This is a genomic window from Faecalibacter sp. (assembly GCF_057177045.1).
Map to the genome: position 1 here is coordinate 886,923 of NZ_CM169987.1, position 14,604 is coordinate 901,526.

General features: G+C 34.1%; 13 protein-coding genes. 5 read left to right on the plus strand and 8 right to left on the minus strand.

Features of this window, described 5'->3' with window-relative positions:
• Window positions 1–102: 102 nt before the first annotated feature.
• Entirely contained in the window at window positions 103–1,194 is a 1,092-nt protein-coding gene (locus AC1QSP_RS04070) for a metallophosphoesterase (protein WP_484079906.1), read from the minus strand.
• 277 nt (window positions 1,195–1,471) lie between these two features.
• Here AC1QSP_RS04070 and AC1QSP_RS04075 point away from each other — a divergent pair, with 277 nt between their 5' ends.
• The 3 genes from AC1QSP_RS04075 (at window position 1,472) to AC1QSP_RS04085 (ending at window position 4,769) form a co-directional block, all read left to right on the plus strand.
• Window positions 1,472–2,737, plus strand: coding sequence for a CobW family GTP-binding protein (locus tag AC1QSP_RS04075; protein WP_484079907.1), 1,266 nt, complete (start codon window positions 1,472–1,474; stop codon window positions 2,735–2,737).
• Window positions 2,738–2,760: 23 nt separating this feature from the next.
• Window positions 2,761–4,182: an alkaline phosphatase gene (locus tag AC1QSP_RS04080; RefSeq protein ID WP_484079908.1), complete on the plus strand. Its 1,422-nt coding sequence runs from the start codon at window positions 2,761–2,763 to the stop codon at window positions 4,180–4,182.
• A 158-nt stretch (window positions 4,183–4,340) separates the two neighbouring features.
• Complete coding sequence (locus tag AC1QSP_RS04085) at window positions 4,341–4,769, plus strand: hypothetical protein (protein WP_484079909.1); 429 nt, start codon at window positions 4,341–4,343, stop codon at window positions 4,767–4,769.
• A 14-nt stretch (window positions 4,770–4,783) separates the two neighbouring features.
• Here AC1QSP_RS04085 and AC1QSP_RS04090 read toward each other — a convergent pair whose 3' ends face one another.
• The 6 genes from AC1QSP_RS04090 to AC1QSP_RS04115 form a co-directional block, all read right to left on the minus strand.
• Window positions 4,784–5,275, minus strand: coding sequence for a hypothetical protein (locus AC1QSP_RS04090; protein ID WP_484079910.1), 492 nt, complete (start codon window positions 5,273–5,275; stop codon window positions 4,784–4,786).
• Window positions 5,276–5,352: 77 nt separating this feature from the next.
• The gene (locus AC1QSP_RS04095; RefSeq protein WP_484079911.1) at window positions 5,353–6,243 is read right to left on the minus strand and encodes a restriction endonuclease; all 891 of its coding nucleotides are present in this window, start codon (window positions 6,241–6,243) and stop codon (window positions 5,353–5,355) included.
• Between the two features lie 98 nt (window positions 6,244–6,341).
• Window positions 6,342–8,504: a polyribonucleotide nucleotidyltransferase gene (locus AC1QSP_RS04100; protein WP_484079912.1), complete on the minus strand. Its 2,163-nt coding sequence runs from the start codon at window positions 8,502–8,504 to the stop codon at window positions 6,342–6,344.
• A gap of 138 nt (window positions 8,505–8,642) precedes the next feature.
• Entirely contained in the window at window positions 8,643–8,912 is a 270-nt protein-coding gene (gene rpsO, locus AC1QSP_RS04105; RefSeq protein WP_322969595.1) for a 30S ribosomal protein S15, read from the minus strand.
• A 156-nt stretch (window positions 8,913–9,068) separates the two neighbouring features.
• Entirely contained in the window at window positions 9,069–9,404 is a 336-nt protein-coding gene (locus AC1QSP_RS04110; RefSeq protein ID WP_322969594.1) for a rhodanese-like domain-containing protein, read from the minus strand.
• 3 nt (window positions 9,405–9,407) lie between these two features.
• A complete protein-coding gene (locus AC1QSP_RS04115) occupies window positions 9,408–11,429 on the minus strand; it encodes a M13 family metallopeptidase (RefSeq protein ID WP_484079913.1) in 2,022 nt (673 codons plus the stop codon).
• Window positions 11,430–11,685: 256 nt separating this feature from the next.
• Between AC1QSP_RS04115 and AC1QSP_RS04120 the strand changes: the two genes are divergently transcribed.
• Window positions 11,686–12,642: an NAD-dependent epimerase/dehydratase family protein gene (locus tag AC1QSP_RS04120; RefSeq protein ID WP_484079914.1), complete on the plus strand. Its 957-nt coding sequence runs from the start codon at window positions 11,686–11,688 to the stop codon at window positions 12,640–12,642.
• A 64-nt stretch (window positions 12,643–12,706) separates the two neighbouring features.
• Window positions 12,707–14,065, plus strand: a complete 1,359-nt coding sequence (locus tag AC1QSP_RS04125) for an acyl-CoA dehydrogenase family protein (protein ID WP_484079915.1) — start codon at window positions 12,707–12,709, stop codon at window positions 14,063–14,065.
• Between the two features lie 67 nt (window positions 14,066–14,132).
• Here AC1QSP_RS04125 and AC1QSP_RS04130 read toward each other — a convergent pair whose 3' ends face one another.
• Entirely contained in the window at window positions 14,133–14,516 is a 384-nt protein-coding gene (locus AC1QSP_RS04130; protein WP_484079916.1) for a hypothetical protein, read from the minus strand.
• Window positions 14,517–14,604: the final 88 nt, after the last annotated feature.

Here is a 14,604-nt window from a genome sequence, read left to right on the forward strand (position 1 = left end):
TTGTATTAATACTATAAAGTTAGTTCTATCAGAGCAATATATCCTTGATATACGATAAGAAAAAAGGCATCATAAAAAAAGATGCCTAAATATCATGTTGTATTAAGATTGAGTCAATTCAATGACAGTTATTTCGGGCCAAATCCCTACTCTTCCCGGATAAAAGTGAAATCCAAAACCTCGATTCACATTAATCCATTTATCCTCTTGTTGGTAAAAACCTGCCCATTGAGGATAGATGTATTGTGATGGACTCCATTTTAACCCTATAGAAGGAACTTCAATTCCCAATTGCATTCCATGGGTATGTCCAGACAAAGTTAAATCATAATGCAAAGAATGGTCTTTTACTTCTAAATTCCAATGGGATGGATCATGAGACATTAAGATTTTAAAAATTGACGAATCCAATCCTTCACTCGCTAAAGTTAAATCTCCGGCTTTTTTAAATCGAGCACCCCAATTTTCAACACCCACTAAAGCAATTTTTTGACCATTTCGTTCAATAATACGATTTTCATTCAATAATAATTCAAATCCGATTTGTGGAAATATAGCTTTGATTCGATTAAAATTATCCAATTTTTCCGCCTCCGTTTTCCAATCGGTATATTCTCCATAATCATGATTTCCTAATACCGCATAATTTCCTAACGGAGCTTTTTTTAGTTTTCTAAATACAGGTATCCATTGATCCATTTCCCAATGAAAATTATTCACAATATCCCCTGTAAATAATAACAAATCAAATTCTTGTTGATTAATTAATTCGATGGCCTTTTCAATCTTTGTTTTATTATCAATACTTCCTGAATGAATATCTGTAATATGCAAGATTTTAAGACCATTAAATGCTTGAGGTAATCGCTTAAATCTTAATCGTTCACGTATCACCTTATAATTGTATTTACCTAAGGTCATTCCATGAACAAGGCCTGCAAACAATAACGTAGCTAAACTTGCTGCAGTCATATAAATAAATTTTCGACGAGCCGGCAAATAGGTTCCTTCTTCGATTGAAGTATTTCTTAATTTATTGACAATCCACCCCATCAGTCGAATAAGATCATCAGTTAAAAAAAACAATAAGAAGATTACACGTGGGAAGGCAATAAGCATAAACAATCCTACACTCCACATAAAGAGTGGCGTTTGACCGACATTACGATCAAATGCTAAAAAATTGTAAGCCATAAAAGAGAGGACAAAAATCGTGGATAAGATACAACCAAATAAAATCAACTTATTACTAATAAAAGATTTGAAGGCGTAATACAAATAAACCTCAACAATTACCATAATAAGCAATAAACCAATCAAACTTCCTTGAAACATAATCCATTAAAATTTGAACAAAAATAATCGTTTCAAGATGGCAACCAAGCATTTTAGAAAAGACTTAACAGATATTTAAGGTTTATGCCAATTGAACTTTGATTATTCTTTAAATTTGCACCATATATTCATAGATATGATGCAAAATAAATTACCAGTAACCGTTCTTTCTGGATTCTTAGGAAGTGGGAAAACGACTTTACTTAACCATATTTTACACAACAAAAAAGGATTAAAAGTCGCTGTAATCGTTAATGATATGGGTGAAGTAAACATCGATGCACAAATGATTGCTCGAGACAATGATTTCATTCAATCCGACGAAAAATTAGTCGAATTAAGTAATGGGTGTGTTTGTTGTGAAATTCGTGAAGATTTAATCGAAAACATTCATGAGTTGGCACAAGCTGGTAAATATGATTATTTGGTCATTGAAAGTTCAGGAATTTCTGATCCGGGCCCTATCGCGCAAACCTTAGATTTTGTTTCTCCTGATGGAACGATTGATATCCCGAAATATGCACGTTTGGATACATTAGTTACTGTTGTTGATGCCTTAAATTTCTTTAGAAACTTCGGTACTGATGAAAATGTGTTTACCAGAGGATATACAGAAAATAATGAAGATGATCGTCCAATTGTTAATCTTTTAATCGATCAAATTGAATTTGCGAATGTGATTTTATTAAATAAAATTGATGCCATTGATGCGGAAACACAACAAAACATCGAGTCATTCTTACACAAATTAAATCCATCAGCGAAGATTATTCCGACTAAATTCTCAGAAATTGATTTAGCCGAAATTTTAAATACTAATCTTTTTGATTTTGAAAAAGCACAAGATATGGATGCGTGGGTTCGAATGTTAGAAGAAGAGGAAAAACAAAAAGAACATCAACACGAACACCATCATCATGATCATGAACATGGACATACTTGTGGACCCAATTGTACACATGATCACCACCACCACGTACAAGAAAAATATGGAATGACTTCATTTGTTTACCGTGAAAAAAAACCTTTTCATGCTGAACGTTTCTTAACGTATTTAAATGATTCATTCCCTCAATCCGTTTATCGTTCAAAAGGATTATTTTGGATGGCAAATCGTCCTGACGATGCGATTTTTTTAAGCCAAGCTGGGGGAAGCATTCGTATTGATCCTGCGGGAGCATGGTGGTCTGCAATACCAAAACATGAGCGCGAAATGTATGCGGCTTATCAAATGAATAAAGCCAGTATCGATGCCAAATGGTCAAAAGAATGGGGCGATCGTGTGATTGAAATTGTTTTTATTGGACAAGGAATCGACAAAGAACAAATCACGAAAGAATTAAATGCTTGTTTATTAAACGAACAAGAAATTGCCGAATGGCAAGCCAAACATAACGCATAACAAATACAAAATACAAAGCCAAAATGGATAGAAGAAAGTTCTTTAAAAAAGGAACATTATTAGCTGCTGGAGGTGCATTGTTCGGAAATCCCATCAGTGGATTAGCAACAACAATGGATTACGATTTATCTGTAAAAGGTAAACGCGCGAAAAATATTATTTTTATGGTTTCTGACGGAATGAGTACAGGAACATTAGCATTATCTGATCATTTTCAAAATCATATTTTAGGACATCGATCGGTATGGATGAGTGCTTATATGGAGAATAAAGTTTCTCGTGGTTTGATGGAGACTTCTTCAGCCTCTTCTATTGTTACTGATAGTTCGGCAGGAAGTTCTTCTTTTGGAGGTGGTGTTCGTGTTCCTAACGGTTCATTAAATGTTGGTGCAAATGGAGAACATTACTTACCAATTTGGCAAAAAATGAAACGTAAAGGAAAGAAAATTGGTGTTGTGACTACAGTTACAGCCACACATGCTACTCCTGCTGGTTTCAACGTCAATAATAATTCACGTTATGCGGAACCTCAAATTGCAATTGATTATTTAAACTTAGGTTTAGATGTTGTCATGGGAGGTGGAGACGAATTCTTTAACGGGGACAAACGTGAAGACAAAAAAGATGTATACAAAGCCTATGCTGAAAAAGGATATACAATTGCTAAAACTTCTGCTGAATTAAAGAAAACAAGTAAAAACAAACCTATTTTAGGAATTTTTGGCGAAGGTGCTTTACCTTATCAATTGGACCGCATCAATACACCTGAATTAAATTCAAATGTTCCTTCTTTAGCAGAAATGGCCCAAAAAGCCATTGAACATTTAAATACAGGAAAAGAAGGTTTTGCTTTACAAATTGAATCAGGTAAAGTAGACTGGGCTGCTCATGCAAACGATTTAGGAGGATTATTATTTGAACAAATTCAATTTGATGAAGCATTAAAAGTCGCTTTAGAATTTGCGGAAAAAGATGGTGAAACATTAGTAATCTTTACTACGGACCATGGAAACGCCAACCCTGGTTTAATCTACGGGAAAAACGCCAATAAAGATTTTGAAACGGTGGCTAAATACAAGTACACAAACGAATGGATTTTAAACCAAATTGATAATAGTTTTTCTCCAAATGCAGTTCGTGATTTGGTCTATACGAACTTAGGATTTGAAATCACATCCGCCGAAGCACACCATATTTTAGGATATTATAGCAACATTCAGAAGGAAGAACAAGGTTTATATAACTATAAACATTTGCCTTACGAAGGATTTGCCAACATGCAGAAAAAACACAGTTCAGTGGGTTGGATTTCGATGGATCACTCAAGTGATCACGTGGAAGTCGCAGCTTTTGGACCTGGAAAAGAATTATTAAAGCCTTTTGTAAAAAATACCGATTTACACTATTTGATGCTCCAAGCTGCTCAAATCGAAAATAAGTTTTAAACATCATTTCACATGAAATCCAATCAGGATTTTTATCGTGAAATAGTATGAAAAAGTGAAGCGACTTCCAAAAGAAGTCGCTTTTATATTATCCTATCATCGTTTCTTCATTTCAATTGAACAATTTTAGTTACATTGTACATCAAATAAACCAACCAATGAAAAAATTAATGATGTTATTTTGCTTCTTAACCACAAGTTTAAACGCACAATATAAATTAACCACTATGGTGAATCATCCCCTGCAACCTCATCAAAATAATAAACCTTTCCAGCCTCAATTCTTGATCCATAAACACAATGAAAAATCGCTATCGTATCAAATTCAAGGATTTATTTCATCGTTTGGACATTATAAAAAGTCACTCAAAAAAATTAAAACGGAGAACCATATTCATCAAAATACCTTGTACATCAAACACACGATTGTAACGAAAAAGGGCTTTGGAAAAGAAGGGGCATACATTATCGGTTACAATTTTCAACAACAGAAACAAGTGAAAATTCCAACATCCATTCAAACCATTATTTTAACCTTGCACAATGAGGAACAACAGATTATAGCAACTGATACTATACGTTTATAAGTCCATTTCGGAATTTATTCCATCCAAGCATATAAAGTCGTGCGATAACGCCATTCACCATCGACCAATTCCATTAAAATTAAATGACCATTACTACGCATATGTTGACAACGTTCTTCCACGTAAAAAAGGGCATAATTTTTATGTTTTGAATAGATAATCGTCGAAAATTGAAATTTTGTAGGCTTTTTTACTTCTTGTTCTAAACGATAATGATACATTTTATAATTGGACCATTCGATTTTATCCCAATTGAATTCAGATTGAACGAATTGGTATAAAGTGAGCTCTTCAGGATCTAAATCGGATGGATCTATCGATTGTAAATATTCATGCAGCAACACTTCTTTAAATCGTTCATTTGGTATCACTTTTCGAATCAGCTTGGATGTAATGTTCTGATCAATGATATAAGACTCGACCACTTCCACTGAAGATTGAGCATTCACGGTCTTAATCCCAAATAATACAAAAACAAGTGAAATAAAGATGTTCTTGATATGCATACGTTTTTATATTTTAGTTACGAGTGATTGAAAGTACTTTTATCTAAATGGAAATGTATAGAGAAACTAATGACAATTTATTGTTCAATAAAGAAATCTTCATCCAAATGTTTCACTTCATAAACTTGTTTAATTTGAACCCCAACATTATACTCATGCATCAAATCAACCAATTTATTTCCATCAATTAAAATGATTTTATGATGTGCATTTTTAGCTTTTTCAATAGCTCCTTGATCGAATAAAGAGGTTGTCACAAAAACACCTTTATTGGTATCTCCGCTCATAGCACCAATAAAATTTCGTATATCTTTTTCTCTTACTTTATTTTCATTAAATCGTTTTGCTTGAATATATATTTTATCTAAACCAAGTTTATCTTCATTAATAATTCCATCAATTCCACCATCACCAGATTTAGGGGTTTCCTTAAATTCTCCATATCCCATTTTCTTTAACAACTTCAAAACAACTTTTTCAAAATAATACGGATCAATCGTTTTCAATCTTTCTAATAATTCATTCTTAACATCTTTTTCTATTTGATCAAAACCTTCATCAATCAAATCTTGTGGTGAGGCATTAACAATTGGTGTTATATTGAAATTATTATTATTCTTATCAACTTCTGTTTGGTAAAAATCAAACATGGAGTCTTCATTTTCTAATTCTTTTAAGTTTAAAATTGATTTTTGATTTAAACCTTTCTCTGTGATTTGAACATGTCCTCTTGTAGGATAATGGATATAACCACCTTTTTTTAAATAAGATTTACCCCAAGCTATTCTATTATTAATTAAAATTTCACCAGATTTCGTTTTTGCTTCTAATACTTCAATTGGAAAATGGGAATAATATTTTTCAATTACTCTTTTTTGCATTTCCCTTGTGTGTATTATTTCTCTATTGGATAAAATATCTAAAATCGGATTAAAAGTTTCGTGAAATTTAGGTAATTCCTTATTCATAAAAAGTATTAATATTTACAATAAAGATATAAAAGAAATTGGGAACAAAAAAAGTCCACGCTTACGCATGGACTTTGAGATTATTTAAAAGCTAGAAATTAAGCTTCTGGTTTATCCTCTTTTTTAGGAGCTTCTTTTTTCTCAGGTTTTGGCAATAACGCCTTACGAGATAATTTCATTTTCTTTTTATCATCGTACCCTAAGAACTTAACGTCGATTTGATCTCCAATGTTTAATGCATCTTCAACTTTCTCTAAACGTTTGTGCTCAATTTCAGAAATGTGTACTAATCCTTCAACACCTTTAGAGATTTCTACAAAAGCTCCAAATGGTTTAATCGATTTTACAACAGCGTGGTATGTTTCACCAACTGTAGGAACGAAAGCAATTTGCTTAATGCGCTCTACGACACGATCGATGTTTTCTTGGATAACACCATTGATTTCTACACGACCAATTGTATCTTCTTCAGTAATTGCAATAACTGTTTCAGTTTCTTTTTGCATTTCTTGAATCACTTTTCCTCCAGGACCGATTACTGCTCCGATGAATTCCTTAGGAATTTCAATCACAACAACTTTAGGTGCATTTGGTTTTAACTGTGGACGTGGTGCATCAATTGTTTCTAAGATTTTACCTAAGATATGTTCACGACCTTCTTTCGCTTGTAATAAGGCAGTTTCCATAATCTCCATTGATAATCCTTGTACTTTGATGTCCATCTGACATGCCGTAATACCATCAGCAGTACCAGTAACTTTGAAGTCCATGTCACCTAAGTGATCTTCATCCCCTAAGATATCAGATAAAACAGTGAATTTTCCTGATTTAGGATCAGTAATTAATCCCATCGCAATACCAGAAACTGGTTTTTTGATTGGTAAACCTGAATCCATTAATGCTAAAGTTCCAGCACAAACTGTTGCCATTGAAGAAGAACCATTCGATTCTAAAACTTCAGAAACAATACGTACTGTATAAGGACAATCGTCTGGTAATACTTGTGCTAATGCTCTTTGAGCTAAGTTTCCGTGTCCGATCTCACGACGAGAAGTTCCTCTTAATGGACGAGCTTCACCTGTTGAGAATGGAGGGAAATTATAGTGTAAAAAGAATTTTTCGTCAAAGTTTGTAACAACCCCATCAACCATATTCGCATCTTTAGAAGATCCTAAAGTTACTGTAGCTAAGGCTTGAGTTTCCCCACGTGTAAAGATTGCAGAACCATGTGTAGATGGTAAGTAATCTACTTCCGACCAAATTGGACGAATTGTTTTAGGGTCACGCCCATCTAAACGAATTCCTTCATTTAAAATTAATTGACGAACCGCTTCTTTTTGTACATCGTGGAAGTATACGTGAGCAAATGGAGTTACACGTGCTAACTCTTCTTCGTCCTCCGCATACTGTGCTAAGAATTCAGCTTCTACTGCTGCAAACTTCTCACCTCTTTCGTGTTTCTCAGAAGGAGTTTTTGCAATTTCGTAGTATTTATCATAAGCATATGCCCAAACTTTCTCACGAATCTCTTCGTCATGTGTTTCATGGCAGTACTCACGTTTTGGGAACGCTTTAGAACCTACTTTTTCAGCTAAACGTTCTTGGGCTTCAATTTGTTTTTTAATTTCTTCGTGTGCGAATTGAATTGCTTCTAACATCTCACGCTCAGAAATTTCTTGCATTTCCCCTTCAACCATCACCACAGAGTCTTTAGACGCTCCAACCATAATGTCAATGTCGGCACGTTTTAGTTGTTCTATGGATGGATTAATCATTAACTCACCGTCTAAACGGATAACTCGAGCTTCTGAAATTAATGTGAATGGAATATCTGTAATTGCAATGGCTGCTGAGGCAGCTAAACCAGCTAATGCTTCTGGCATTACTTCTTTATCGTAAGACATAAGAGAGATCATTACCTGAACCTCTGCATGGAAATCTTCAGGGAACATCGGACGTAATACACGGTCTACTAAACGCATTGTTAATACTTCGTCGTCTGATGGTTTTGCTTCTCTTCTAAAGAAATTTCCTGGGATACGTCCTCCAGCATAGAATTTTTCTCTGTAATCTACTGTTAAAGGTAAGAAATCTACACCTGGATTTGCATCTTTGTTTGCTACAACTGTAGCTAATAACATGGTGTCACCCATGCGTACAACCACAGATCCGTTCGCTTGTTTTGCTAACTTCCCTGTTTCGATTGTAATTTCTCTTCCGTCTGAAAGAGTCACTTTTTCTGTGATCGCCTGTGGAATCATTCGTCTTCTTGTCTATTAAATTCGTCTAAAGTTAAAGCCGTTTGCTTTAACAAGTTATAAAATTAGGTTATTTTATCCTTTTTATAACAAAAAAAAAGGCAATTAATTTCAATTGCCCTTTTTTATACGGTTTTAAAATTACTTACGTAATCCTAATTCAGCGATAATCGCACGGTAACGTGTAATATCTTTTTTCTTTAAGTAGTCTAATAACGATTTACGTTTACCAACTAATAAAACTAAAGATCTTTCTGTATTGAAATCTTTTCTGTTCTTTTTTAAGTGCTCAGTTAAATGGTTGATACGGTAAGTGAATAAAGCAATTTGCCCTTCAGCTGATCCTGTATCTTGAGCTGATTTCCCGTGTTTTGCGAAAATTTCGCTTTTTACTTCTGATGTTAAGTACATGCCAATATTGTTTAATAATTATTATGTAATGAGCTGCAAAGGTACGATAATTATCGAATCCCACAAGGTAAAGATGAAAAGTTTTAGCGTTCTGAAAACACAAAAAGCGATTAGCTTTCGCTAACCGCTTTGGTGTCATTATTATTGTTTGTTGGATTATGCTTCTAAAACATCTAAAACATCTTGGAAACCTCCTCCATTATAAACATCTTCTAATCCTTGTGATTGTAAAAACATCGCTGCATTCGCAGAACGTTGTCCACTTCTACAAAAAACAATGATTGGGTATTCCATACCTTTAATTTCATCCACGCGATGAGGAACATCTCCTAATGGAATATTAATGGCGTTTGGAACAAATCCATCCAATTCTAATTCATGTGGCTCACGAACATCAATTAATGTCCCTTTTCCACTTTTAATCGCTTCTACAGTTGTCATACTTATTACTCTATTTCTATTTAAAAACCAAGCTTTGATTTTTTTAAACATATATTACCAAATTTTGATACGCTCTGATGGCGCTTTGTAAAGCTTGTCTCCTGGCTTCGTTTGGAAAGCTTCGTGGAATGCATCAATATTAATAATTGGCGCGAATGCACGATAATATCCTGGCGAATGAGGATCCGTTTTCACTTGGTTAATTAAAGCTTCGTTCGTAGCTTTCGTTCTCCAAATCGTTGCCCATGATAAGAAGAAACGTTGTTGAGGTGTGAATCCATCAATTGGAGCATATGTTCCTTTATCTTTTAAATACATTTGTAAAGCATCAAAAGCTACAGAAGCTCCTCCTAAATCTCCAATGTTTTCTCCTGAAGTAAATACACCATTTACATGTACACCTTCAACCGGTTGATAAGCATCGTATTGTTTTGCCAATGCAGCAGTTGCATCTTTAAATTTTTGCTCATCTTCCGGAGTCCACCAGTTCACTAAGTTACCATCTCCATCAAATTTCGCTCCTGAATCGTCAAATCCGTGTGAAATTTCATGTCCAATAACTGCTCCAATTCCTCCAAAGTTTACCGCTGCATCTGCACGATAATCATAGAAAGGCGCTTGTAAAATAGCAGCTGGGAAAACGATTTCATTATTCGTTGGGTTAAAGTAAGCATTTACTGTTTGTGGTGACATTCCCCAACGTGTTTTATCTACTGGCTTACCAAAATCTTTTAAATTTTCAGCAAATCGCCACTTACTAATGGCTAAATTATTCTCAATTAATGATCCACCTTCTTCAATTGATTTTACAGTTAAACCTGAATAATCTTTCCATTTGTCAGGGTAACCAATTTTAACCGTAAATTTATTTAATTTTTCAATGGCTTTTTTCTTCGTTTCTGCAGACATCCACTCTAAGTTATTGATGTGCATATCGAATGATTTAAACACATAACGAATTAATTCTTCTGCATCAGCTTTAGCTTCTGGTGGGAAATTATCTTTAACATAAATTTGTCCTAATAATTCTCCTACAGTTCCGTTGACATAGCCTAAACCTCTTTTATCTAAAGCACGTTGCTCTTTTTGACCCGATAATTTTTTACCAAAGAAATCAAAATTAATTTTTTCTAATTCGGTCGTAGAGCTATCTGCAAAAGAATTTAATAATTTAAACTTTAAATAATCTTTAATAATCGGTAAGTTCTCTGTATTGATGATTTGATCTAAATTTTGGTAGTACCCTAACTCACGAATGATAACCTGATCAGGATTGATTCCAAAAGATTTGACAAACTTTGTTAAATCAACGTTTTTCGTTAAAGCATCAGCTTCAGCCAAAGTCATTTTGTTGTAAGACTTATTCGGATCACGTCCCTCTTCTACTGTTTTGATGTATTTGGCCATCATTTTTTCAAAGGCAACGATTTTAGCTCCTTTTAAATCTCTTGTTTTAGCTCCTGTAAATGGAAACACTTGATCCACATATTGTGTAAATTGAGTCAAGGTTTCTGCATTTTTGGCATCTTCTTTTTGGTAATATGTTTTACCTAAAGTTAAACGAGCATTTCCTAAATAAACAGCATTTTCTTTACTGTTTTTCATGTCTGTAGAAACTCCAACACCGTAAAATGGATTTTCTCCAATTGGCGTAACTTCAATTAAATAATTTTGTAAATCTTTTAAGTTTTTGATGTTATCAATTTGCTTAAAATAATTCTGAATTGGAGCTAATCCCGTCTTATTACGTGCTTCTAAATTCGTGTAAGCATTATATAAGTCTGCAATTTTTTGTTCATTTGAACCTTTCGCATATTTTTTACCCAATAAGTCTTTAACCAATTGCAAAGAGACTTTATCTGTATTTTCTCTTAATTCATCAAAGCTTCCCCAACGTGCACGATCAGATGGAATTTCTGTGATTTTATTCCAGTTTCCATTTACAAATCCATATAAGTCATCTTGAGGTCGAACGCTCTTATCCATATAATTTGGATTAAACGCTTGATAAGGTGTTTGCGCATTAACCAATACCGAAGTACAAGCTACAGCAGCAAATAAAAAGTGTTTTTTCATTATAGTTAAATCTTTTATGTATTCTAATGCTATACATACAAATTTAATGAGATATTTTAAACACACGATACAAACCCTCAAAAAATAATTCAGAGGTTTCGATATTGAGGATTTATGAATAATTCAAAGATATTTTATTCTTTATTCGATTTAAAGGGGTAAAAAATCACAAGTTGATAAATGTTTTCAGAGACAATCCTTCGCTATAATTAAAATCTTAGTATCTTTGAAAGGCAAACAAATTAATATTTTTTGAATGGAAACCGAAACGATTTTAATCACCGGTGCATTAGGACAAATTGGATCTGAATTAGCCGAAAAGTTAAAAACCATTTACGGAAAAGAAAATGTAATTATCTCTGATATCCGTGATCCTAAAGATGTGAATTATGATGGAATATATGAAGTCATTGATGTATTGGATACGGAAAGAATTAAAGAAGTCATTGCCAAACACAACATCAAAACAGTCTATCATTTAGCTGCATTATTATCAGGAACTGCTGAAAAAAATCCAATGTTCGGATGGAAATTAAATATGGATACTTTATTAACGTTTTTAGAATTAGCGAAAGATAAAGTCATCGATAAAATTTTCTGGCCTTCTTCCATCGGTGTTTTCGGACCGGATACACCTAAAGATAATACCCCACAAAATACTGTACAAACACCATCAACGGTTTACGGAATTTCGAAATTAGCGGGTGAATATTGGTGCAAATGGTACCAACAAAATCATGGAGTAGATGTTCGTTCTGTTCGTTTCCCTGGTTTAATCTCTTGGAAAACACCTGCAGGTGGAGGTACAACTGATTATGCTGTTGACATTTATTACAAAGCGATCGAAGAAGGAAAATACACCTCTTTCTTAAAAGAAGGAACATATTTGCCGATGTTATACATGGATGATGCCATTGATGCCATTGTTCAATTGATGACAACTGATGCAGAAAAATTAGGTGAATTTAAATCGTACAACTTGGGAGGTTTAAGCTTTGCACCAGAACATTTAGCTGCTGAAATTCAAAAACACATCCCTACGTTTGAAATTGCCTACGAACCTGATTTCCGTCAAGCGATTGCGGATTCTTGGCCATCATCTATCGACGATACAGTAGCAAAAGCAGATTGGGGATATGCTCCAAAATTCTCGACAGAGAAAATGACAGAAACGATGTTAGAAAATTTACGTGTAAAATTAGCAACTGCTTAATTTTAACACAATATCATATTTAGGAATGCTCTTTGATTGGCTTTCGGTACCCAAAACGAAAACTATGTCAAGAGCATTTTTTAATATGGAAGGAATTTCCGCCCTACTCCAACAATTAGACGTCAATAAATTAGTTGAACTTTCTAAAAAAGTTGATTTAATCCAAATCGTAAAAAATTTAAATGCAATGGACGAAAATCAACTGAATGCATTGATGAAAATGTTCAACCAAAAACCGAAACATCGTGAACTTCCGGCGATTGATGGTGATTTTTACGACATTTCGCATAAACTAACCCCTTCTCAACGCGAACTCCAACTGAAAGTCCGCGATTTTATGGAAAAAGAAATCAAACCAATTGTTAATGATTATTGGTTACGTGATGAATTTCCTTTCGAAATTATCCCAAAATTCAGCGCATTAAACATTTGTGGGCTAACCTACGAAGGTTATGGATGTCCAAACCTTCCGTTTCTAATGGAAGGAATATTAGCGATGGAAATGGCTCGTGTAGATTCGTCTATCGCTACTTTCTTTGGTGTTCAATCGGGATTATCCATGGGGTCAATATACATCTGCGGTTCTGAAGAACAAAAACAAAAATGGTTACCACAAATGCAGAAATTTGAAAAAATCGGAGCTTTTGGACTAACTGAACCCGAAGTGGGATCTGGCGCTGCAGGAGGTTTAACCACGACTTGCAAAAAAACAGATAAAGGTTGGGTATTAAATGGACAGAAAAAATGGATAGGAAATGCTACCTTTGCCGACCTTATTATCATCTGGGCACGATGTTTGGACGATGGGGAGGTCAAAGGGTTTATTGTTGAAAAAGACAATCCTGGTTTTACTGTAGAGAAAATCAAAGGTAAAATGGCGCTTCGTATTGTGCAGAATGGTTTAATAACGTTAACCGATTGTATTGTACAAGAAGAAGATCGTTTGCAACATGCGAATTCGTTCAAAGATACTGCTAAAGTATTACAAATGACAAGAGCTGGTGTCGCTTGGATGGCGACAGGCTGTGCCAGAGGAGCCTATGAAAGTGCATTAGCGTATACCCGTCAACGTAAACAATTCGGGAAACCCATTGCTGCTTTTCAAATGATACAAGGACATTTAGTCGAAATGTTATCCAATTTGACAGCCATGCAAACGATGGTTTATCGTTTGTCTGAATTACAAGATGAGGGAAACTTAAAAGATGAACACGCTTCATTAGCCAAAGTTTTTTGTACAATGCGTACAAGAGATATTGTTTCTCGTGCAAGAGAAGTAATGGGCGGTAATGGAATTCTTTTAGAACATGATGTCGCAAGATTTGTTGCCGATTCAGAGGCAATTTATTCATACGAAGGAACAAAAGAAATTAATTCTTTAATTGTCGGAAGATCAATTACTGGATTTAGCGCTTTTGTTTAATTTTCAAATGTGGTGTTTGAAATACGTAAAAGGTCAACTTTGCAGAGTTGACCTTTTTATTTTATTCCTATTTTTCTTTCCATTCTAAAAAGTAAGATCCGTTAGCATTTTTAGCATCCCAACGAATAGTGTACTCGCCTTCATTTAATTTCAATTCAAAGTTTTCATCCTGATTTTGGGATAAATCACGTTGAAAAACAATATTTTTAGTAGCATCCATAATTTCAAATTTAATATGCCCTTCAAGTTTTACTTGATGATGAAATGCAACCTCAACTTTCTTCTTTGTACTGAGCTTAATATAACTCACACCATTGGCTTTTTTGAATTTTGCTTTTGTTGCATTGGAAGAATTTTCGTTCGACCAATCCGAATCCATTACGCCATTTTCAAAATAAGTTCCTTTTGTACGAATATTTGAATTATTATGATTCGCATAAATTTTATTCAAACCTTCTTCATATTAATTTTTACGCTAATACAAGAAGGAAACGTACAAACATCCATTACAAGCATACTATATTTTTCATCGTGGTGTT

Coding starts and splice junctions, on each gene's coding strand:
- AC1QSP_RS04115 (WP_484079913.1), bottom strand. CDS start 11,429: ATGAAAAAACACTTTTTATTTGCTGCTGTAGCTTGTACTTCGGTATTG.
- AC1QSP_RS04120 (WP_484079914.1), top strand. CDS start 11,686: ATGGAAACCGAAACGATTTTAATCACCGGTGCATTAGGACAAATTGGA.
- AC1QSP_RS04110 (WP_322969594.1), bottom strand. CDS start 9,404: ATGTTTAAAAAAATCAAAGCTTGGTTTTTAAATAGAAATAGAGTAATA.
- rpsO (WP_322969595.1), bottom strand. CDS start 8,912: ATGTACTTAACATCAGAAGTAAAAAGCGAAATTTTCGCAAAACACGGG.
- AC1QSP_RS04125 (WP_484079915.1), top strand. CDS start 12,707: ATGTCAAGAGCATTTTTTAATATGGAAGGAATTTCCGCCCTACTCCAA.
- AC1QSP_RS04090 (WP_484079910.1), bottom strand. CDS start 5,275: ATGCATATCAAGAACATCTTTATTTCACTTGTTTTTGTATTATTTGGG.
- AC1QSP_RS04080 (WP_484079908.1), top strand. CDS start 2,761: ATGGATAGAAGAAAGTTCTTTAAAAAAGGAACATTATTAGCTGCTGGA.
- AC1QSP_RS04075 (WP_484079907.1), top strand. CDS start 1,472: ATGATGCAAAATAAATTACCAGTAACCGTTCTTTCTGGATTCTTAGGA.
- AC1QSP_RS04095 (WP_484079911.1), bottom strand. CDS start 6,243: ATGAATAAGGAATTACCTAAATTTCACGAAACTTTTAATCCGATTTTA.
- AC1QSP_RS04070 (WP_484079906.1), bottom strand. CDS start 1,194: ATGGCTTACAATTTTTTAGCATTTGATCGTAATGTCGGTCAAACGCCA.
- AC1QSP_RS04100 (WP_484079912.1), bottom strand. CDS start 8,504: ATGATTCCACAGGCGATCACAGAAAAAGTGACTCTTTCAGACGGAAGA.
- AC1QSP_RS04085 (WP_484079909.1), top strand. CDS start 4,341: ATGAAAAAATTAATGATGTTATTTTGCTTCTTAACCACAAGTTTAAAC.